This window comes from Hydrogenophaga sp. SL48, assembly GCF_021729865.1.
GTDB lineage: Bacteria > Pseudomonadota > Gammaproteobacteria > Burkholderiales > Burkholderiaceae_C > Hydrogenophaga.
The window spans coordinates 2,189,711-2,209,409 of the sequence record NZ_CP063400.1; the positions used below are offsets into that span (position 1 = coordinate 2,189,711).

The window sequence follows — 19,699 nt, forward strand, 5'->3', positions numbered from 1 at the left end:
CTCCCCGAGCGTCGTTTTTTGGCCAGCCAAGGGACCGCAGGTCCTGGTAGCCAGTCATTTTTTACAACCCGATGGCCGCGATGCCTGCTTTGGCGATCTGTGCGTCTTCGCTGGACTTCACACCGCTCACGCCCACCGCACCGATGCACTGACCGTCCTTGATGATGGGCACGCCACCTTCGAGCATGCCCTGGATCGCAGGGGCGCTCAGGAACGACATGCGCCCCTGGTTGATCACATCTTCATAGACTTTGCTCTCACGGCGGCCCAGGGCGGCCGTGTGGGCCTTCGCGGGCGCGATGTGCGACGAGATGCCCGCCGCACCGTCCAGGCGTTGCAGCCACAACAGGTGACCGCCATCGTCAACGATGGCGATGGTCACCGCCCAGCTGTTTTTCAGCGCTTCGGCTTCGGCCGCGGCGGCGATGAGTTTGACGTCGGCGATCTCGAGAACGGCTTTGGTTTTCATGTGCGTGTCCAGAATAAGTGGGGAATCGGCCCCGGTGAAAGCGCGGGCGCACCGGCGCCGCAACAGGAGCGCAACCATAACCGATGCATTGCTCCCACCCGGGTCACAACAGCCCTTACCCCGACCCGGCCTTCCCGCAGCAAGCCAATTCCAAGCCGCCTACAATGCCCCACGGATCACACCGATCGCAAGGAGAAAATTCAATGAACGACCAACTGCAACCTTCTGGCCGCTTCGGCAGCGCCACCGGCAATGCGGCCCTGCAACGCAACAAGGTGCTGCGCAACACCTATGGTTTGCTGGCGCTGTCCATGCTGCCCACCGTGCTGGGCGCCTGGGTCGGCGTGGCCACGGGCATCACCGCCGGTTTGACGGGCTTCCTCGGGCTGATCGTGTTCCTGGGCGGCGCCTTCGGCTTCATGTTCGCCATCGAGAAAACCAAGCACTCGGCGGCCGGTGTGCCCGTGCTGCTGGCCTTCACCTTCTTCATGGGCCTGATGCTCTCGCGCATGCTGGCCTCGGTGCTGGGCTTCAGCAACGGATCGAGCCTGATCATGACCGCCTTCGGCGGCACGGCGGGCGTGTTCTTCGTCATGGCCAACCTCTCGACCGTGATCAAGCGCGACCTCTCGGGCATGAGCAAATGGCTGTTCGTCGGCGCCATGGCCATCATGATCGGTGCCATCATCAACGTCTTCGTGGGCAGCACGATCGGCATGGCCGTGATCGCCACCATGGCCATCCTCGTGTTCAGTGCCTACCTGCTGTACGACCTGAAGAACATCATCGACGGCGGCGAAACCAACTACATCTCCGCCACGCTGGCCGTGTACCTGGACCTGTTCAACATCTTCCAGAGCCTGCTGGCCCTGCTGGGCATCTTCGGCGGCGAGCGGGATTGATCCGGATCTGAGCCGGCTCACCTCCACAAAGGGACCTTCGGGTCCCTTTTTTCATGCCCGCACCGGTGGTGCACGGCCTTCCCGCGAATCAGCCATCAAGTTCCAGGATGTGGCGCCGAAAAGAAGGGCAACCCCGTTCAAACACCATGCGACACCCAGCCTTCACCCTCAGCTTCTGCGCTGCCGCCAGCCTGCTGGCTGGCTGCGACATTCTGGGCATCGAGACTGCCCCCCAGATTGCTGCCCGGAAAGAAGCCGAAGGCATGGCCATCGGCAGCGCCTGCCGCCATGCGATCCGCAGCGTCGAGGACTGCTTCCGCAGCAACCCCAAGGCCGGCAAGGCATCGGTGTTCGCCGGCTGGAAAGACATGGACCAGTACATGCGCGACAACCAGATCGTCGGCATGCCCTCCGACATCCCGCCCGAAGAAGCCGAGTCAGTCCCTGAAGTCGACGCGTCGGAAGGCCAGGGAACCGGACAGCCCGCCAAGGCCCGCAAATCCTGAGCGCCGAGGCGTTCTCAGCGACCCGTTTTTTCGAGCTCGAACACCGCCATGCTTTCCACGTGCGCGGTGTGCGGGAACATGTTCACCACCCCCGCCGTCGTGCACCGGTAACCCGCCTGGTGCACCAGCAAGCCCGCATCGCGTGCGAGCGTGGCCGGGTTGCAGCTCACGTAGACGATGCGCTTCGGCGGCGTCCAGCTGCCACGCAACTCGGGCTGCAGGTGCAGGTCGGCCAGGGTCTTGGCCAGTGCAAACGCCCCTTCACGCGGTGGGTCCACCAACCATTTGTCGGCCACCCCATCGGCCACCAGCAACTCGGGGGTCATCTCGAACAGGTTGCGGGCGGCAAACTGCGTGGGCGCCAGGGGCTGCGCCCTGCCCTGCTGGTTGAGCCCCAGGTTCTCGCGCGAGCGCGCCACCAGTGTCTCGCTGCCCTCGATGCCCAGCACCTCGCGCGCCATCGTGGCGATGGGCAGGGTGAAGTTGCCCAGACCACAGAACCAGTCGATCACGCGCTCGTGCTGTTGCGCGTCCAGCAGGCGCAGTGCGCGCGAGACCAGCACCCGGTTGATGTGCGGATTGACCTGGGTGAAGTCGGTCGGTTTGAACGGCATGGTGATGCCGAACTCGGGCAGGCTATAGGACAGCTGCGGCACGTCGGCATCGAGCAGCTTCACCGTGTCCGGTCCCTTGGCCTGGAGCCACCACTGCACGCCGTGTTCGGCGGCAAAGGCCCGCAGACGGGCCTGGTCACCGTCTGACAGCGGTTCCAGGTGGCGCAGCACCAGCGCGGTCACCTCGTCGCCGCAGGCGAGTTCAATCTGCGGACAGGTCTCGCGCGCGTCCATGCCGAAGATCAGGTCGCGCAGCGGCATCATCATCGCGTTCACGTGCGGTGGCAGCACGTGACAGACCTTCATGTCGGCCACATAGCGGCTCTTGCGCTCGTGAAAGCCGATCAGCACCACGCCCTTCTTGTGCACATGGCGCACCGACAGGCGCGCCCGGTAACGGTAGCCCCAGGCCGGTCCTTCGATCGGGCGCAGCAGCATCTCGGCCTTGACCTTGCCCAGGTGCCAGAGGTTGTCCTCCAGCACGCGCTGTTTGACCGCCACCTGCGCCGCCTCATGCAGGTGCTGCATCTTGCAGCCACCGCACGAGCCTTCGTGCAGCCCGAAGTTCGGGCAACCGGGTCGCACCCGCTGCGACGATTCACGGTGGATCGCCGTGACCACGCCGGCCTCCCAGTTGTTTTTCTTGCGGTGCACATTGACGCTGACCACCTCAAAAGGCAGTGCCCCGTCGATGAACACCACCTTGCCGTCGGGTCGGCGGGCAATGCCCTGGGCATCGATGTCAAGGGATTCCACCGCCAGCCAGCCGTCGGGCAAGGCGGCATGGGGAGCGTGGGGCGCGTCGTCACGCGCGTTGGTCAGAAGGCTGTTGTCGTGGGCTTGGGGCGATGTCATGCCCCGATTGTCTCAGGACACAAGCGTGGGCCTGACCCGGGTTGCCAAAGAGGCAGACACCGGCCACTTGCGCTGAGCGAAGCGCCTGCGCCCAAAACGCGGCGGAACCGGCTTTGCCGGGCCGCATCGCGTTGCCCTCTTGGGGGTGACGCCAAAGGCGGCGCGGGGGTGGGATCGAATCAGCCCCAGGCCTTCAGGTACTCGTCCCAGTGGCTCTCGGTCGGCGCCAGGTTGCCCAGCGTCTCTTTCACGTAAGCGATTTCCTGTTCGTACTCGGCCTCTGTGAGACCACCACGCATCTTCTGGAAACGGCAATACACGAGGTAGGTGTTCATCACGTCGGTTTCGCAGTAACGGCGGATGTCGTCGGTCTGACCGGCCAGGTACTGCGCGTACACCTGCGAGCCGTCCATGCCCAGCTTGCCCGGGAAGCCGCAGAGCTTGGCCATGGCGTCCAGCGGCGCGTTGTTCTTGGGGCTGTACATCGCCAGCAGGTCCATCAGGTCGAGATGGCGCATGTGGTACCGGCTGATGTAGTTGTTCCACTTGTATTCGCGGTCGTCCTCACCCATGTCCCAGTACTTGCTGGCCTCCACGCCGTGGCGCAAGCCCCGGTAGTGCAACACCGGCAGGTCGAACCCGCTGCCGTTCCAGCTCACCAGCTGCGGCTGGTGTTTTTCGATGCTGTTGAAAAAGGTCTGAACCACCTTGCCTTCGCTGGCGCCGTCCCGGTCCACGAAGGAGTGGATCCGCAGGCCCTCGGCGTTGCGGAACACCACGCTGATGACCAGGATGCGCTGCAGGTGCAGTGGCATGAAATCGCTCTGGCCTTTGTCCTTGCGCTCGGACAGCCAGGCCTCATGGACCTGCTCATCGGTGCTGCCGTCGGGTGCCCCACGGAGGGCCCGCAAGCCTTCCACGTCGGGGATCGACTCGATGTCGAAGACGAGGACCGGCCAGGCCATGCGCTGGCCCGGATCAGCGCTTGGGCAGGTGGGCCAGCGGATCGACCGGCTTGCCCTGGCGCCGCACCTCGAAGTGCAGCTTCACGCGGTCCGAGTCGCTGCTGCCCATTTCGGCGATGCGCTGGCCTTGCTTGACCGTCTGGTCTTCGCGCACCAGCAGCGCCTGATTGTGGGCGTAGGCGGTGAGGTAGGTGTTGTTGTGCTTGAGGATGATCAGGTTGCCGTAGCCGCGCAGGCCGGCACCGGCATACACCACGCGGCCGTCTGCGGCGGCCAGCACCGGGTCGCCGACCTTGCCCGCGATCGAGACGCCTTTGTTTTTGCTCTCGTCGAAGTTGGACACGACGGTGCCTTGCGCTGGCCACACGAAGCTGACCTCGTCCGCACCCGCCACAGGTTCAGGTGCCGTGGCGGGCGCGACGAGGGTCGGGGCCCCTGCCACGGGAGCACCCGGTGTCGCCGGGACGGGGGGCGTGGCACCCGCCACCGGCGGCGTCAGCGGACGGGCAACCACACCTGGCGCGGTCACGGGGGCCGAGGTCACCGCAGCAGAATTGGGTGCCGCCGGGTTGGCGGCCGGCGGCGCCACCCGCAGCACCTGCCCGACTTCGATCAGGTTGGGGTTTGTAAGGTTGTTCCAAGCCTGCACATCGCGCGGTGCCTGACCCGCTTCCAGCGCGATCCGGTACAGGGTGTCACCCGGCCGCACGGTGTAGTAGCCGGGTTTACCGGCGTTCTCGGCGCCTGGCAAGGGCTTGATTTCGGCGCCGGCGCGGGTTCGGTCTTCGACCGGCGCGGGCTGGTTCAGCTTTCTCGTGGAGCACCCCGCCGTCAACAGAAGCCCGCCCATCACCGCCCAGAGGGCCACACCGCGCCAACGCGCTCGTCCGGCACCGTCGGGCGCCATCATCAAATTCCGCTTGTTCATCACTGGTTCCCACCTGATTGTCAGACCCGGTCTGATCCCGGGTGCTGGCTGTCCAAAGCCCGCTGCCGCACAGGGCAGAAGGAGCTTCACGCAATGCCCGATTTTAGAGGCACGAACAGCACCGGCTCCAGCACCGAGCGAACACATCCCTGAGCGGTCTTGTCGATCACGACGAGATGCTGCTGGCCATCTGCCGTCACGGCCGGCGCCACCAGCCGGCCACCCACCGCCAGCTGGTCGATCCAGGCTTGTGGCACATCGTTCCCTCCCGCCGCAGCCACGATGCCGGCGTACGGCGCGCCCTGGGGATAGCCCAGCATGCCATCGCCAAACAGCAGGTGCAGGTTCGCCACGCGGAAAGCCCGCAGGTTGTCCCGGGCCTTGTCGTGCAGGCCCCGAAGCCGCTCCATGCTGTACACCTCCCTGGCCAAGTGGCTCAACACCGCCGCCTGGTAGCCGCAACCGGTGCCGATGTCGAGCACACGGCCCAGCTTCTCTTCGCGCCCCTGGCACAGCAACTCCAGCATGCGCGCCACCACGCTCGGCTTGGAAATGGTCTGCCCCAGACCAATGGGCAGGCTCGTGTCTTCATAGGCCTGGTTGGCCAGCGCGGTGTCCACGAAACGGTGCCGCTCCACGGCCTGCATCGCCGCCAGCACCCCCGCGTGCACGATGCCCTGCCCCTGCAGCTTGCGCACCATCGCGGTCCGCACGGCGACCGAATCCATGCCCACGCCCACTGGAGCGGTGTGGCCGGCGGCCCGGGTACCCGGAGCAGGCGCCGCCGTCACGGGGCGCAACGCCGCCAAGGCACCCGGCTTGTGGACCGGCGGTGCAGGGGCTGTGTCCAGGCGCGCCGGAAACGCGGGGCGCGGCCGGGGCGTGGCCGCAGCGGTGGACAGCTTGCCGATGGGCGGCAGAGTGCGTTTCAACGTGCGCCCCCACCCATGGCGGCGGCCGTGGGCGCCCAGTACGGCAGCGTATCGTGGTCCGTCAGGTCGACCTTCAGCGGCGTGATGCTGGCAAACCCCTGGGCGGTGGCATGGAAATCGGTGCCCTCAGCGTCGTCCTTGGCCGGGCCGGCGCTGCCGATCCAGTACATGGTGTCGCCGCGCGGGCTGGTCTGGGTGATCACCTGCTCGGCCGCGTGCCGGCGCCCCAGGCGCGCCACTTTGAAGCCCTTGAGCTCGCTGGCCGGCCGGCAAGGAATGTTCACATTCAGCAGCCAGGGTGCGCTGCGGTGTGCCGCGTCGGGCAGCGAGGGCATAAGCTGCTGCACCAGCTCCGCCGCCTTTTGTGCGGCCACGTCCAGGTGCGCCCAGCCGCGCTCGGTCTGAGAAAACGCGATGGCCGGGATGCCGAAGAGGTAGCCCTCCATGGCCGCGCCCACGGTGCCGGAGTAAATGGTGTCGTCCCCCATGTTGGCGCCGTTGTTGATGCCCGAGACCACCAGGTCGGGCCGGTAGCCCAGCAAACCGGTGAGCGCGATGTGCACACAGTCGGCGGGCGTGCCGTTCACATAGCGAAACCCGTTGGCGGCCGTGTGCACGTACAGCGGCGAATGCAGGGTCAATGCGTTGGACTTGGCGCTGTTGTTGTGCTCGGGGGCCACCACCTCCACCTCGGCCAGACCCTTCAGGGCTTCGTACAGGGCCACGATGCCCGGCGCCTGGAAGCCATCGTCGTTGGAGATGAGGATTTTCATGAGCAGGATTCTAGGCGCCCTGCCGCGCTTTCACCGCCGCGCGCCCCGGGTCGCGCGAGGGACAAAACCACGCCCGGCCGCCCACCCGGCAGGCCCGTGCGTGCCTATCATGGCCCCTCTGAAAACACCAACCGGAGACCACCCGATGCATGCCTGGCTTTGTGAAAACCCCGTGGGCGTGGATGCCCTGAGCTGGAAAGAGCTGCCCACGCCCACCCCCGGACCGGGGCAGGTGCTGCTTCAAATCCAGGCGGCCAGCCTCAACTTTCCCGACCTGCTCATCGTGCAGAACAAGTACCAGATGAAGCCGCCACTGCCGTTCGTGCCGGGTTCGGAATACGCGGGCGTGGTGAGCGCCGTGGGCGACGGCGTGAAGCACCTGCAGGTGGGTCAGAGCGTGGCGTGCCTGAGCGGCACCGGTGGTTTCGGCACCCACACGCTGGCCCCGGCTGCGCTGTGCATGCCGCTCCCGCCGGGGTTTCCGCCGGTCGACGCGGCCGCCTTCATCATGATCTACGCCACCTCGTGGCACGCCCTGATGGACCGCGCCGCGCTCAAGGCCGGCGAAACCGTGCTGGTCCTGGGCGCGGCCGGTGGCGTGGGCACGGCCGCCATCCAGCTCGCCAAGGCGGCGGGTGCGCGCGTGATCGCCGCCGCCTCCAGCGAGGACAAGTGCGCCCTGTGCCGGCAGCTGGGCGCGGACGAGGTCATCAACTACAGCGTGCACAAGCCACAGACCACGCTGCGCGACGAGATCAAGCGGCTGACCGACGGCAAGGGCCCCGATGTGATCTACGACCCGGTGGGCGGCGACTTCGCCGAACCGGCCTTCCGTTCCATCGCCTGGCGCGGGCGCTACCTGGTCGTGGGCTTTGCCAGCGGCCCCATCCCCAGCCTGCCACTGAACCTGGCGCTGCTCAAAGGCGCGAGCATCGTGGGGGTGTTCTGGGGCGATTTCGCCAAACGCGAGCCGCAGGCGAATGCGCAGATGATGCAGACCCTTGCCGCCATGTACATGAAGGGCCAGATCAAGCCGGTGATCGACCAGACCCTGCCCATGAGCGAGCTGCCCAGGGCCTACGCCATCATGGGTTCGCGCTCGGTCAAGGGCAAATTGGTGATGGTGAACTGAAATCGCGACCAGAAACGACAAAGCCCGGTGAAAACCGGGCTTTGTGTGTGATTCATTTGGGGTGGCTGATGGGGGACCATCGGCCATCTACGAACCCCAGTGTTTTCGCGGCTTTCCGGCCGGTGCGACACGGGTCTGGGATACAGATTGTGTGACAAGCGCGCACGCAATACAGCATCAATCTCAGTGCGCCTGTTGTGTTTTCACAACGCTCGACAGGCCGCTACGCATCATGTGCGTCCCAGGCGCGCCTATCAGTCGCAGCCGTTCGCGCGTTGAAGTTGAACTCTGTCCGCGCCATCGTGAGCGCGTCGGTGGTCAAAGAGGCAACCGGAACGCGCCAAAGCGCTGGAGGCCGAGGTGGCTTCAAATGAAGCAAGTGGGAGGGAGCTCCACGCCTCGCAACAACAGGGGCACCAAAAGCCAAGCCCAAAATACCTTAAACCGGCCTGAAGAGAGTCTTGACCGAAATCTTGGCCTGCAGTGAGGCCAAGAGTTGCGCGAGTTCAATGCGCGCCTCAGCCTGTAGACCAAGGGATGCGGCAATACCGTCAGCATCGGTGCTGACTCGCGCACTCATCGCAAGGCGCAGCTCCCCCAATTCGCCGTTCGGTCTAAAACTATACGCGTGCAAGTGCATCGAGTCCCCCAGCATCGCTGGGTTCTTAAGGTGGTCGAACCTAAACTCCCGCGACATGTACGCGAGAAGCTTGTCCTGAACTATCAGTACGAGCTTCTTGTTAATGTGCTCGAACGTCTGAACCTTGTGGTGCATCTGGACCAAGATGGTTTTCGCGGTCATCTTCCAGTTCATGCCGAAGGGCTTAGTGGAGTTCTCGGCTTCGTCTGCACGCGGTAGTCCCAACTCTCGCAGTAGGCGCTGTCGCTCGGGCCATACAGTGCCCGTTGTGTCGAGCGTCTGGAGCTCAATCCCGACGAAGTCCTTCACTACACCGTCCCGAGCCGACACCAGAAAATAATCCACGCTGCCACCGGGCACCGACACCTCGGACACCACGTGCAGCTCGTTCCCGGGCTCGTGATTCGTCAGCAAGTGAAGGCAGTCCGTAAAAATCTGGCCCCGGTCAATGAGTCGTGTGGGGCAGATGAGTACCGCTTCAGGAGGTGCTGCGCCGTAGAGGACTGTGCATGAACCAATTGACACGCCAGGGTCCGACTTTCGCACCTTGTAGCAGCGCTTCTTCAGGAACGGGCACTGTTGTTCCGCAACGACTTGCTGCCAGTCAACCACCTTGCTGGTCGCGGCGTGGCCAAAGAGTTCTACGACCTTGCTCATAGAAGCGCGTCGCAGCGGTTGCGCGCGAGTTCAAGGTAGCTCGTCGAAATGTCGATGCCGACTGATTTCCGTCCCAAGCTCCGCGCGGCGTACAGGGTGGTACCTGTTCCACAGAACGGGTCCAGCGCAATGCCGCCAACAGGGCAAGTCGCAAGGAGTGGGCGCCGACAAAGGTCTACGGGGTACGGCGCGAAGTGAGTTGAGCGTCCCTGCGTATCCTCAGGAATGATGTCCCACACGTCGCCGGGCTTACTGCCGTTCGGGTGGTACTTCAAAAAGTAGAACCCTTTGTCTCGCAATTCCTTCGCGCGACCGGAAAGCTTCTCGCTGTCGGAGTGCGTGGTCCTCTGTTGACCACGAATAACCATTCTGAAGTCGGAAAGCTTGCCGGCTGCCACGTCCCCGAGAATTTTTTCTAAGCCGTCGAGGGCATTGCGCTTCTCGTCGAGCGAGAGGCCCGTAGAGAGTTCGAGTTGCCGCTTGTACCTGACTCCAGATACACCGGTCGCAGACACGACCGCGCCATTCACAATCTGAGCTTCGCGGGGCTTGGAGCGAATGGCATCCGCATCGTAAAAATAACCTTTGGGCTGCTTGACGAAGTGGAACAGAGGTTCATGGACGTTCGCCAGCCTGTCCTTACTGTTGTCCATGCCGCCCTTAAGCTTGTTCCAGATGACGCTGTTTCGCAGCGTCCACCCTTGAGAGTCGGTCAGTGCGAAAGCTACCCGCCAAGGAACACCGACAAGACCTTTGCCAGCATAACTATCGCCCAAGTTCAACCAGAAAGACCCCGTCGGCTTCAAAACACGCTTCACCTCCGCGCAAATGGCAACGAGGTTCTGCACATACTCCCGGTAGTCCAACTCCAAACCAATCCCGCCGTTCTCATATTCCCGCTTGCCCCAATACGGAGGGGAGGTCATGACGAAGTCGACTGAGTCGGCAGGAAGGTCCTTAAGCACCTGGAGTGCATCCCCGGCGAGAAGTAGGGGTTGCGTCGAGTCCGCTGCGGAATATGCCGAAAACGCCTTGCCGAACCCGCCAGAGGCAATGCCGGTTGGTTTGGGCTTCGTCTCGAACTTGACGGGAGATTTCAGTGGCTGCATGAGTTGATGATACCGGCAGGTCTCATTTAGACCGGCTTGGCTTGCACTGGCAGCTGACCAAGCTGGACTTTTTGGGGCTACTCATCGGCGTTTATGCCTGCGCAAGGTGGCTTGAACAAGAAGCCCCCGAGGTTGACTAGGGTCCTCTTCAGGTCCAGGTTCATCCAGCGGTTCGCATTCTTGGTCTTTTCGGAAGCGGCCCTCCCCGGGCAGCCATTCCCCACAAACTTACCGTGCAACAGGTGTGTTTCACGGTCCACCGTGGCCGAGTGCGATGGCCGCGCGACGCAAACAGCGCGTGCCTATACGGCTTATCCATCAACCTTTTGGAGAAGCCCAAATGAAGCCTTCCATCCTGCCCAGGCAGGCCCTGAGTACGACACACACCCCTGCAATCTGCGATAGCGGGTCTCAAACGTCGAAAACCCGCGCCAATACTGGCTTTGCGCGGTCCACAACCCCAAATGAAGCGGTCCACATTTGTGGCCTCCTAGCCAGCTCACCCAGTGTTGGCGCGGCGTTGGGCATGGGGAGCCAGCTGTGAGCGAGCGCAGCCGATTCATCAAAGTGCGCGTGAGCGAAAACGAGCACAAAACGCTGCGCCAGCGGGCCGATGCCCAGGGCGTGACCATCTCCGAGCATGTACGCGCCACCGTGACGGCGGTGCACCAATCGCTGGACGTGGCCGCCGAGTTGGCGGCGCTACGCAGCCAGGTTGGACAGACGCCAGCGCCAGCGCCGATGCAGGGCGACGGCGCTGGCGCCGACCAACGAGAGATGCTGCTGTTACTGCGCGAACTGGCAGCGGCACGGGACGCGCAAATTCTGGCGCGCGTGCGGGCGCAGCTTGCGCCGCGCGTCGGCAACCCTCAGCAGCGCGGAGGTGTGGCATGAAGACGCACGACGCATTCCTGCGCCACCTGCTCGGCGCGGTTGACCGCGCGGTGGTCTGGACGGTGCTCGCTGTGGTGTTGTCCGCCGTGATGTGGACCGCCGCTTGGGAGCGCGGCCTGGGCCTGCCTGCCCTGGACGGCTGGCGTGTGCTCGGCCTTGCCCTACTCGGGCGGGAGACCGACCGCACGGCGATGACCCTGCTTGTGCTGTGCGCTCTCGTCGGCGCCATGAGCGCCACCTTGGTGGGCGGCTGGTTGTTCCGCCGCTGGCAGCGCCGGGCAGAACTCGACGTGATGCGGCTGCGGGGTTCCCGTTGGGAAGGCGACCGATGATGCAAGCGGCCTGGGAGCGCTGCTGCTCATGGCGAGCAAAAGCGAGCAACTCTGCGCCCATGTCCGGTGCCGGACATCGGCTCCTGACGCTCGGTGGCCAGCCCTGGCCCACCGAGCAGGAAACCCTGCACCTGCTTGCGGCCGGCACCACCGGCGCTGGCAAAAGCACGCTCATCGAGGAACTGCTCGATGGCATCCGGGCACGCGGTGACCGCGCCATCGTCTGCGACCCGAATGGCGGCTACCTGCGCCACTTCGCACAGGACGGCGACCGGCTTCTGAACCCGTTCGACGCCCGCAGCGAGGGCTGGACCGTGTTCAGCGAGCTGCGCGCCGACTTCGACGCCGACCGCCTGGCTGCCAGCGTTGTCCCGGCCGGGCATGGCGAGTCCGCTCCTTGGCACCACTACGCGCAAGTCCTGCTCGCGGAAGTGCTGCGAGCGCTGGTGCGCAGCGGTGAGACGAGCACCGACCGTCTGCTGCACTGGTGCACCAGCGCACCGGCGCGCGAGCTGGGCGCACTGCTGGCGGGCACCCCGGCGGCAGGGCTCTTTGATGAAGGGGCAGATAAGGCGCTGGCCAGCACGCGCTTTGTGCTGACCGCGCATCTGTCGCCGCACCGCTTCGTCAAACCGGGCAGCTTCAGCCTGCGGAACTGGCTGGAGCAAGAAGGCGGAAGCCTTTTCATGACCTGGCGCGCGGACATGCAAGCGGCATTGGCGCCGCTGCTGGCGAGCTGGGTCGACATCGTGACCAATGCCGTGCTAACGCTGCCGCCCGACCCCAGGCGGCGCGTGTGGCTGGTCCTCGACGAGCTGGCCGCGCTGGGCAAGTTGAACGGACTGGAGGCCGGGCTGACGCTGGGCCGCAAGCATGGCCTGGCAGTGGTCGCTGGATTGCAGAGCACGGCGCAGCTCGACCGGCTCTATGGAAGGGAGTCGGCGACGGTGTTGCGGGCCTGCTTTCGCAACCTCGTCGTGCTGGCCATCGCCAAAAGCGACCCAGCCACCGCCGATGAACTGTCACGCGCCCTCGGCGAGCGCGAGGTGTTGCGGCACGAGCTGAGCCGCAGCAACGGGGCGAGCGGGCTCGGCGAGTCGCAAAGCCTGCGGCATGCCCAGGAGCGGCTGGTGATGGCCAGCGAAATCGCCGGCCTGCCGAACCTCGCTGGATATCTGGCGCTTGCCGGGGATGAGCCTGTGCGCCGGCTGCGCCTGACGCCGCAATCTCGCGAGGACGTGACCGAGGCTTTCGTAGCGGAGGACACATGCTGACGCTCGCCAAAGTCGTTTCCGCCGAGTCCGCCGCCAGCTACTACGAGGGCAGCGACGACTACTACAGCGAGGACGGGCGCGCGCCCTCGGCCTGGTGGGGCGCGGGTGCCGAAGCCTTGGGACTGCGCGGGGAGGTGGACAGCGATGACTTCCGCACACTGCTCGATGGCCGACTGCCGGACGGCCAGCAGATGCATCGCGGCGGCGAAGGGCGCACCGCTGGCCTGGACCTGACCTTCAGCGCCCCCAAATCCTTGAGCATGCAGGCCCGAATCGGCGGTTCCACGGAACTGCTCGAAGCGCATCGGCAGGCCGTCACCCACGCGCTGCAGTACGTGCAAGCCGAACTTGCCGCGTATCGCAGCACGCAGGATGGAGAGACGGTCTCGTTGCCTAGCCGGAATGTGGTCGCCGCCCGGTTCGACCACGACCTGAGCCGCGAGCTCGACCCACAGGTTCATACGCATTGCGTGTTGCTGAATCTGACGCAGCGGCCGGACGGCCAATGGCGAGCACTCGACGCACACGCCCTGTATGAGCAGCAGAAGCTGCTCGGAGTCCTGTATCGCGCCGAGTTGGCCATGCAGGTGCAGGAACTGGGTTATCGCATTCACCGCACGCATCAGGACGGCCGATTCGAGTTGGCGCACATCACGCGCGAACAGGTCGAGGCCTTCAGCACGCGCAGCCGTGCCATCGACGCCGCGCTGGCAGCGAAGGGCGAGAGCCGCGCAACCGCCTCAGCTGAGATGCGCGAAATCGCCGGCCTGAGCACGCGGCGGGCCAAGGACGCCAGCATTCGGCGCGACTGCCTGAGCGAGGCGTGGAGCGAAAAGGCGGCCGCCCTCGGCGTGAACTGGAAGCCGGACTTGCAGCTCGCAGGGGCGCGCGAAGGAGCAGAGGCCGGAGTGCGCACCCGCGAGTCAGTGGACTTTGCCGTGGCGCACCTGACCGAGCGCAGCGCCATCGTCAGCCGCTTGGCCATCGTGCAGGAAGCGCTGGCGCACGGCACCGGCAGCCTTGGATTGGACGACGTGCAAGCCGACATCGAGTGCCGGCTCGGGGGCGGGGAGCTACTGGCGTCGGCCGACGGGCAACGACTCACGACCCCGGGCGCGCAGGCGATGGAGCAGGAGCTGCTGGGCATCGAGCGGCGCGGCAGGGAGGTGCTGGCGACGGCCATCTGGGAGCCGCAACAGGGACGGCTCTTCGACGCGCCCGGCGCGGGCGAGACCTCGGCACCGTCGCTCGGCGCGCACCTGACGGACGGCCAGCGGCGGGGGGCAGAATTGGTGTTGGCTACCCGCAATCGCATCGTGGGCGTGCAAGGCCTCGCAGGCACCGGCAAGACCGCGATGCTGCGCACGGTCTCCGAGAACCTGGGGGAGAACTTCAAGGCCATCGGCCTGGCACCCTCTGCGGCGGCCGCGCGAGAGCTATCAGCCGCCGGCTTCGAGGCCATGACCATCGCGGGCTTTATTGCCAGCGGACGACGCCTGGATGACCGGACGGTGGTCGTCGTGGACGAAGCCGGCATGGTGAGCCTGCGGGACATGCATGTGCTGCTGTCCGCTGTCGACGAAGCCGGTGCCCGCGCGGTGCTGGTCGGTGACACTGGCCAGCTCAAGGCGGTCGAAGCCGGCGCGCCATTCCGCCAGCTCCAGGAGCAAGGGATGGCCACGGCGTGTATGACCGACATCCTCCGTCAGCAAAACGAGAAGCTGCGGGGCGCCGTGGTGGACGCGGCGGAGGGCAAGGTTGAGGAATCGCTGAAGAAGCTATCCGCGACTGTTGCCGAAGTGCCGCACGCAACAGAGCGCTACGAGCGCATCGCCAGGGATTACGCATCGCGCCTGCCCGAGGAACGTTTGCAGACCCTGGCCGTTGCCGGCACGAACCGCGCGCGGCAGGCCATCAACGAGCGCGTGCGCCAGCGACTCGGGCTTGCCGGCACCGGCGTCGCCTTGACTGTGCTGGAGGGCCGCGACTTGACGCGAGCGCAGGTGCAAAGCTCGTTGAGCTATTCGCCCGGCGACATCGTCGAGGCACTTCGGCACTACGACAGCATCGGGCTGCGGCGAGGCGACATGGCGGAGGTCGTAGAGACGGCGCCGGGCTGCATCACGCTGCGCCGCGAAGACGGCCAGACGGTGCAGTGGCGCCCGACCGCGATGCCTCATGTGACCGTGCATCGTGCGGAGCAGCGCGAGGTCGCAGTCGGCGACCGCATCCGCTTCACGGCGAACGACTACGGGCTGGGCGTCGTGAATGGCCAAATCAGCACCATCGAGGCCATCGACCTTGCGGCGGGCGAACTGAAGGTCAATGTGGGTCCAGAGCGCTCGCTGACCCTGGACATGAACCGGCCACTGCAGGTGGACCATGCCTACTGCACGACGGTGCATGCCGCCCAAGGCCAGACCTGCGACCGGGTGTTAGTGGACGCCGACGTGCGCGGGGCCATGGCAAATCAAAGCCTGTATTACGTCGCTATTAGCCGTGCCCGCCACAGCGTGACGCTTTACACCGACGACAAGGAGCTTTTGCCTCGGGCGATGTCGCGGCTGGACATCAAGCAGGCGGCGCTCGACCTGCATCGGCCATCGAGCCGAGGGATGTCGATATGAAACGGGGCGCCATTGCGCGCCCCGTTCTTCTCCCTGTCAGTCCTCCTCGACCTTCAAACTCACCGAGCCCCGCCCCGGCTCCCAGGGCTGCGCCGGAATGGACGTGAACTTAACGCGTGAGAAGTGATTGGCCAGGCGATTGAACGGCAGGTCGGAACCGTAGCCATCCGTCACCCTTCCGTCGCCCGTGGTGTGCCCCAGCACGCGCTGCAGGTACTTGGAGGGGACGCCCGCCGCTTCCAACATGTCCTTCATGCAGTGGCGGAACGAATACAGCACCTTGCGCTTGTCGGTGATGCCGAGCGCTCGTTTGTATCGACCGAAGAACTTCGAAAACGACCCCGACAGCTTGCCGTGGAAGTCCTTCTTCAGCGTTGGAAAAAGCACTGTCGCCTTGCGAGCGCGCAGCCATTCGACGTAGCGCAGCAGTCCGAGGTCGATGAGTTGCTGGACCATCGGCACGCGCCGGATGGAAACCGCGTTTTTGAGGGTGCGGCGGTGGGATTCAGGCACCTCGTCGTCATCGAACAGGTCGAGGTCGTCGTCGCAGGGGCGGTCGACGATGTTCAAGAACCAACCCAGCTTCGGGTCGTTCACGAGGTCGCTCAGCGCCAGACCCGCCAGTTCCTCGGGCCGGGCGCCGGTGTAGTACATCAGTACCGGAATCCAGTAGCTGGCCTCGCCGGCCTGCCCCCTGGAGCGCTTGTGTTGGGTGAAGACCTCGGAGCCGAAAAGGGTCTGCAGGTCGATTGCATCAAACGGCAGCCGGCGCTTCTTGCGCTTCTTGGCGCCACTCTCCTTGACGCCGAGCGTGCCTGCCGCCGGGTTAACGCGCAGAACATGCTTTCCGACCGCAATCTTGTAGATGCCCCGGATTTTGGTCAGACGCTCGTTGAGGGTAAGCACTTCGAGGCGAGGCCGCATGTCTTCCACGAAGGCGGTCATCAACTCGGGCGTTACGTCGCCCGGCATCTGCACGCCTTGGGTCGCGGTAAAGCGACGCAGGTCGCGCCACGCGGTTTGTGAAGCGAGTGTCGTGGGCGTCGGGCGGTTGTCGACGTAGTCGCGCCAGGTCGCAAAAACCTTGTCCCATGTCGGCAGGTCTGGGTCCACCGCAACGCGCTCTGGCGCGATGACGTGAAGCGGATGCGCGGCCGTTGGCGCGACCTTGTCCGTGTCGACGATGTCTCCACGCTGCCGGGTGAGTTGATGGTCGAGCGTTTCGACGACGGTGCGCAAGAAGGCGTAGCTAATGCGCTTGGTCTCTTTCTCGTCGGGATTGAAGTCGAGCCCGCAGAGGAAGAGGAAGCCGTGCAGCGCTGGGAAGATATTCAGGCTCTTGCCCTGCGCCAGCATGCGCCCGAGTTCGGCACGCTGCGTGGTGAGCTGTTCGCCAAGCTCGTCGAACTCGACGTCGTCGAGCCCGGCCTGGCGACGACTGTCGTCGTTCTGCAGCACTTGGCGCACCCAGAACTTGGCGACCGCCTGCAGCTCCTCGTCATCGAACTTGGAAATGCGCTTGGCAGCCAGGGAGGCCCTGCTCAACTCCAGTTCCTGGCGCTTATGCCGGAATTCGATGTCGATGCGCGTGTTCTCGGCTCGTGCCAGTTCCTTGGCTGCGCCACGGTCTGACGTGCCGAGGCTGCGGACAACGTGCTCTTGATGGGAGGGGTACGCCGCACGGATGGCGGCGGGGATGCGGCGACGCACATACAGGTTGCCGTACTTGCCGCGCGCATAAACGTTTTCGGAAACTACTCTCAAGGTCTGCTCCACAAAGGGTTGTGTGACAGACCGTGTAGCAACCGGCCGTTTAGCCTAAAGCAACAAGGCCTTGATTCCTATAGAAATCAAGGCCTTGCGCAAACTACTGGAATTCTTTGGGGTGGCTGATGGGGCTCGAACCCACGACAACAGGAATCACAAGCTTGGGCCACATTCAAGCATCGATGCGACCCGCAGCATGAATTGCGGGAATTTTCGCGGTATCGAGACTCAAGCGCGAATGCGCCCTCTAGCGAGGCCCTTCCCACAGAAAAGTGAGCATTCGTCACTTCTGACCGATGTCGTCCTTTTCGAAAAGATCTCTATACACTGTACTTTGAGTACATCCAAGGGATCGAGGCTGGGCGTGCCTACAACTCAAGCGTGTATTGTGAGCCCCCGCTTGATTACCGCTGGTTTGTCGCCAAGGCGCTTCTTGTTTCCCTGGGAAATTTCTCTACTTCCGGGTGTCTCAGGGTTTCAAGGAGACTTCAGAGGGAGCAGGTGTACGAGGCGGCAAGGTTGACATCACCCGACCCTTTGTACCTAGGAAAGGCCGGATACAAGCAGAGAGGCCTCGTGCGACCTGGAACGCCCGCAACGTCGGTAACCGTCTGCACACCTGGATCGGTGCCGCGCTCGACCCAATTCTCGAGTGCTGTCAGCTGATCCCAAGACACCTGGAACGAGGTGCCTGTCCCGTGGCCGAAGCCCGGAGCCTCGTAGTAGCGAATGAAAGCGTCCACCGCAGCAGCGCCAAGTCGCGCTTGCTGGCCCTGGTAATAAAGCTGCGTCACCCGCGGACTTATGAGCAGGTCTTCGGTGCCGTGCATCAGAAGCACTTTGCCGCCACGCGCTGCGAACCCCGATAGGTCTCGGTCCCCAATATCGAGCGCCGACTGGGCGCTGAATCTGGCGGCGTATGCGCCGGGATCAGTAGCGTTGATCGTCAAGTAGTTGTAGTTCGCGTCGCCCGTCACTGCGTGGCGAACGAAGCCATCCGCGAAGCCAGCGCCGCGGGACATCGCCGACGTAGCAGGATAGCCAGGAGCGGCGTTACCGATGGCGCGCGCAGCGATGCCCGAGTTGAACAGCGACGCCTCGTTTGCTCCACTGTCAGAGAAGAACGCGTTCCAGCCGGGAAAGCTGGTTTCGCCACTTGCGAGAGGGAAGGCGAAGTCCAACCGAGAGTTCATCGTGACGAAGGCGCCAATTTGCACATCCGAGAGACAGGTATCCCCGGTGTCAGTTCCGCCGGAACAGCGCACGGCCACCCCTGCCAACGACGCCGTCATGGGGTCGAACCGTGCATTGCACAGCTGCACGTAGCTGATCACCCCATCCGCCACACCGTCGAGACCATCACACGCCTCAAGCGCGGCACGTCGAAGCACGCCTCGCTTGGCGTAGTTTGGAAATGCGCCCGGGGCCGCGAACGCTTGCGATGCCCGGATGAACGCGAGGATGTGTGAAACCACCGGTCTCGCGGGGTACAGCGAGACAACGCCGTCCCAATCGGTTGGCCAGCGTCCCGCAACGGTCAGGGCCTCTTTCCCGCCCGTCGAGCTGCCGAGAAAGTACGCCCGAGACGCCTTGGCGCCGTAGGTCGCCTCGATCAGCACAGCGGCTGCGTCTCGCGTCTTCTTAAGCGCGTCGCCCTGCCAATTCCGATAGGCCTCCTGATTCACGGCGAAGGCGCCTTGATCCGGCAGCGTCTCGTTTTGGTGTCCCGAATCGCTTCCAAAGACGGCATAGCCGCGGGACAGAGGCGTCGAGATCGCTCTACTGGTCGCCCCAAGATTGCCAGTGACCGACGGAATCGTTCCGTTGTAGCCACCGCCACCGAGCGTCACTGTTTTCGAGTTCCATGTCGTCGGCAGCGCCATCTGGAAACGGATGTCCCACGCCGTTGGGTCAACCGGTTTGATAGCCGCTGTGACAAGGCAATGCTCGACCACGGCGCTGGATCCTGCTCCACTGGCGGCTACGAGTGTCGCTGCTGTGACCGTCGCTCCTTGAGTCGGGAGCCCGATTGCAGAGGCGGGAACCCTCACCGTTGTGAGCTGCGCGCAGGCCGATCTGGCTGGTGCAACGGGCGTGTTGCTGGCACAGGCAGCGAGGACCAATGAAATGGCAAACACGAAGGGAATTCGAAACTCCAAAGTCATCGACATAGCAAGTCTCCTATAGGTCAACGTGCGCCGCTACCCGACGCGTTCTTTCGTTCGTTTAACGGTCGGCTGACCCAAACCAATTCAGTTCGTCGGTGCAGCCTCCTTTTCGTATTTAAGGAAGGACGATAGGCAGAGATCAGGGCTTGATAGCG

The 19,699-nt window shown here is 64.4% G+C and carries 17 protein-coding genes; 7 read left to right on the top strand and 10 right to left on the bottom strand.

Annotation, left to right across the window (positions count from 1 at the left end; translation table 11 throughout):
• Positions 1 to 61: 61 nt before the first annotated feature.
• Positions 62 to 469 (bottom strand): GlcG/HbpS family heme-binding protein, encoded by a 408-nt coding sequence (locus IM738_RS10415; RefSeq protein ID WP_236965790.1) that lies wholly within the window; start codon positions 467 to 469, stop codon positions 62 to 64.
• A gap of 203 nt (positions 470 to 672) precedes the next feature.
• On the opposite strand from IM738_RS10415, the gene IM738_RS10420 reads away from it, so the two are divergent.
• Both IM738_RS10420 and IM738_RS10425 read left to right on the top strand, forming a co-directional pair.
• Entirely contained in the window at positions 673 to 1,371 is a 699-nt protein-coding gene (locus IM738_RS10420) for a Bax inhibitor-1 family protein (RefSeq protein WP_236965792.1), read from the top strand.
• Positions 1,372 to 1,517: 146 nt separating this feature from the next.
• Positions 1,518 to 1,877, top strand: coding sequence for a hypothetical protein (locus IM738_RS10425; protein WP_236965793.1), 360 nt, complete (start codon positions 1,518 to 1,520; stop codon positions 1,875 to 1,877).
• A gap of 14 nt (positions 1,878 to 1,891) precedes the next feature.
• Here IM738_RS10425 and rlmD read toward each other — a convergent pair whose 3' ends face one another.
• From rlmD to surE, 5 genes are all read right to left on the bottom strand, one after another.
• On the bottom strand, positions 1,892 to 3,346 hold the full coding sequence (gene rlmD, locus IM738_RS10430; protein ID WP_236965794.1) for a 23S rRNA (uracil(1939)-C(5))-methyltransferase RlmD: 1,455 nt from the start codon (positions 3,344 to 3,346) through the stop codon (positions 1,892 to 1,894).
• 179 nt (positions 3,347 to 3,525) lie between these two features.
• A complete protein-coding gene (locus tag IM738_RS10435; RefSeq protein ID WP_236965795.1) occupies positions 3,526 to 4,311 on the bottom strand; it encodes a 3'-5' exonuclease in 786 nt (261 codons plus the stop codon).
• A 13-nt stretch (positions 4,312 to 4,324) separates the two neighbouring features.
• Positions 4,325 to 5,239: a peptidoglycan DD-metalloendopeptidase family protein gene (locus IM738_RS10440; RefSeq protein ID WP_442908505.1), complete on the bottom strand. Its 915-nt coding sequence runs from the start codon at positions 5,237 to 5,239 to the stop codon at positions 4,325 to 4,327.
• An 86-nt stretch (positions 5,240 to 5,325) separates the two neighbouring features.
• Positions 5,326 to 6,171 (bottom strand): protein-L-isoaspartate(D-aspartate) O-methyltransferase, encoded by an 846-nt coding sequence (locus tag IM738_RS10445; RefSeq protein WP_442908506.1) that lies wholly within the window; start codon positions 6,169 to 6,171, stop codon positions 5,326 to 5,328.
• Positions 6,168 to 6,944: a 5'/3'-nucleotidase SurE gene (gene surE / locus IM738_RS10450; protein WP_236965796.1), complete on the bottom strand. Its 777-nt coding sequence runs from the start codon at positions 6,942 to 6,944 to the stop codon at positions 6,168 to 6,170. The genes IM738_RS10445 and surE overlap by 4 nt, the downstream gene beginning before the upstream one ends.
• 145 nt (positions 6,945 to 7,089) lie before the next feature.
• Here surE and IM738_RS10455 point away from each other — a divergent pair, with 145 nt between their 5' ends.
• Positions 7,090 to 8,076, top strand: a complete 987-nt coding sequence (locus IM738_RS10455; RefSeq protein ID WP_236965797.1) for an NADPH:quinone oxidoreductase family protein — start codon at positions 7,090 to 7,092, stop codon at positions 8,074 to 8,076.
• Positions 8,077 to 8,515: 439 nt separating this feature from the next.
• Here the strand turns inward: IM738_RS10455 and IM738_RS10460 are convergent, their stop codons facing one another.
• Positions 8,516 to 9,373 (bottom strand): NotI family restriction endonuclease, encoded by an 858-nt coding sequence (locus IM738_RS10460; protein WP_236965798.1) that lies wholly within the window; start codon positions 9,371 to 9,373, stop codon positions 8,516 to 8,518.
• Positions 9,370 to 10,482 (bottom strand): DNA-methyltransferase, encoded by a 1,113-nt coding sequence (locus IM738_RS10465; protein WP_236965799.1) that lies wholly within the window; start codon positions 10,480 to 10,482, stop codon positions 9,370 to 9,372. The genes IM738_RS10460 and IM738_RS10465 overlap by 4 nt, the downstream gene beginning before the upstream one ends.
• A 540-nt stretch (positions 10,483 to 11,022) precedes the next feature.
• On the opposite strand from IM738_RS10465, the gene IM738_RS10470 reads away from it, so the two are divergent.
• From IM738_RS10470 to mobF, 4 genes are read left to right on the top strand one after another with little or no spacing between them, the layout of a single operon-like run.
• Entirely contained in the window at positions 11,023 to 11,376 is a 354-nt protein-coding gene (locus tag IM738_RS10470; protein ID WP_236965800.1) for a plasmid mobilization protein, read from the top strand.
• A complete protein-coding gene (locus IM738_RS10475; protein WP_236965801.1) occupies positions 11,373 to 11,708 on the top strand; it encodes a hypothetical protein in 336 nt (111 codons plus the stop codon). Before IM738_RS10470 ends, IM738_RS10475 begins: the two co-directional genes overlap by 4 nt.
• Before the next feature lie 59 nt (positions 11,709 to 11,767).
• Positions 11,768 to 12,982 (top strand): type IV secretion system DNA-binding domain-containing protein, encoded by a 1,215-nt coding sequence (locus IM738_RS10480; RefSeq protein WP_236965802.1) that lies wholly within the window; start codon positions 11,768 to 11,770, stop codon positions 12,980 to 12,982.
• Positions 12,976 to 15,609 (top strand): MobF family relaxase, encoded by a 2,634-nt coding sequence (mobF, locus tag IM738_RS10485; protein ID WP_236965804.1) that lies wholly within the window; start codon positions 12,976 to 12,978, stop codon positions 15,607 to 15,609. Before IM738_RS10480 ends, mobF begins: the two co-directional genes overlap by 7 nt.
• 36 nt (positions 15,610 to 15,645) lie before the next feature.
• Here mobF and IM738_RS10490 read toward each other — a convergent pair whose 3' ends face one another.
• Complete coding sequence (locus tag IM738_RS10490; protein ID WP_236965805.1) at positions 15,646 to 17,385, bottom strand: site-specific integrase; 1,740 nt, start codon at positions 17,383 to 17,385, stop codon at positions 15,646 to 15,648.
• Positions 17,386 to 17,864: 479 nt separating this feature from the next.
• Positions 17,865 to 19,547 carry a tannase/feruloyl esterase family alpha/beta hydrolase gene (locus IM738_RS10495; protein ID WP_236965806.1) on the bottom strand — a complete coding sequence of 561 codons (1,683 nt, stop codon included), beginning with the start codon at positions 19,545 to 19,547 and terminating at the stop codon, positions 17,865 to 17,867.
• Between the last annotated feature and the right edge of the window lie 152 nt (positions 19,548 to 19,699).

Excerpts from the sequence above, each read along its gene's own strand:
- IM738_RS10475 (WP_236965801.1), top strand. The coding sequence starts at position 11,373 with ATGAAGACGCACGACGCATTCCTGCGCCACCTGCTCGGCGCGGTTGAC.
- IM738_RS10425 (WP_236965793.1), top strand. The coding sequence starts at position 1,518 with ATGCGACACCCAGCCTTCACCCTCAGCTTCTGCGCTGCCGCCAGCCTG.
- IM738_RS10420 (WP_236965792.1), top strand. The coding sequence starts at position 673 with ATGAACGACCAACTGCAACCTTCTGGCCGCTTCGGCAGCGCCACCGGC.
- rlmD (WP_236965794.1), bottom strand. The coding sequence starts at position 3,346 with ATGACATCGCCCCAAGCCCACGACAACAGCCTTCTGACCAACGCGCGT.
- surE (WP_236965796.1), bottom strand. The coding sequence starts at position 6,944 with ATGAAAATCCTCATCTCCAACGACGATGGCTTCCAGGCGCCGGGCATC.
- IM738_RS10495 (WP_236965806.1), bottom strand. The coding sequence starts at position 19,547 with ATGTCGATGACTTTGGAGTTTCGAATTCCCTTCGTGTTTGCCATTTCA.
- IM738_RS10460 (WP_236965798.1), bottom strand. The coding sequence starts at position 9,373 with ATGAGCAAGGTCGTAGAACTCTTTGGCCACGCCGCGACCAGCAAGGTG.
- IM738_RS10455 (WP_236965797.1), top strand. The coding sequence starts at position 7,090 with ATGCATGCCTGGCTTTGTGAAAACCCCGTGGGCGTGGATGCCCTGAGC.
- IM738_RS10440 (WP_442908505.1), bottom strand. The coding sequence starts at position 5,239 with ATGAACAAGCGGAATTTGATGATGGCGCCCGACGGTGCCGGACGAGCG.
- IM738_RS10480 (WP_236965802.1), top strand. The coding sequence starts at position 11,768 with ATGTCCGGTGCCGGACATCGGCTCCTGACGCTCGGTGGCCAGCCCTGG.
- IM738_RS10415 (WP_236965790.1), bottom strand. The coding sequence starts at position 469 with ATGAAAACCAAAGCCGTTCTCGAGATCGCCGACGTCAAACTCATCGCC.
- mobF (WP_236965804.1), top strand. The coding sequence starts at position 12,976 with ATGCTGACGCTCGCCAAAGTCGTTTCCGCCGAGTCCGCCGCCAGCTAC.
- IM738_RS10465 (WP_236965799.1), bottom strand. The coding sequence starts at position 10,482 with ATGCAGCCACTGAAATCTCCCGTCAAGTTCGAGACGAAGCCCAAACCA.
- IM738_RS10435 (WP_236965795.1), bottom strand. The coding sequence starts at position 4,311 with ATGGCCTGGCCGGTCCTCGTCTTCGACATCGAGTCGATCCCCGACGTG.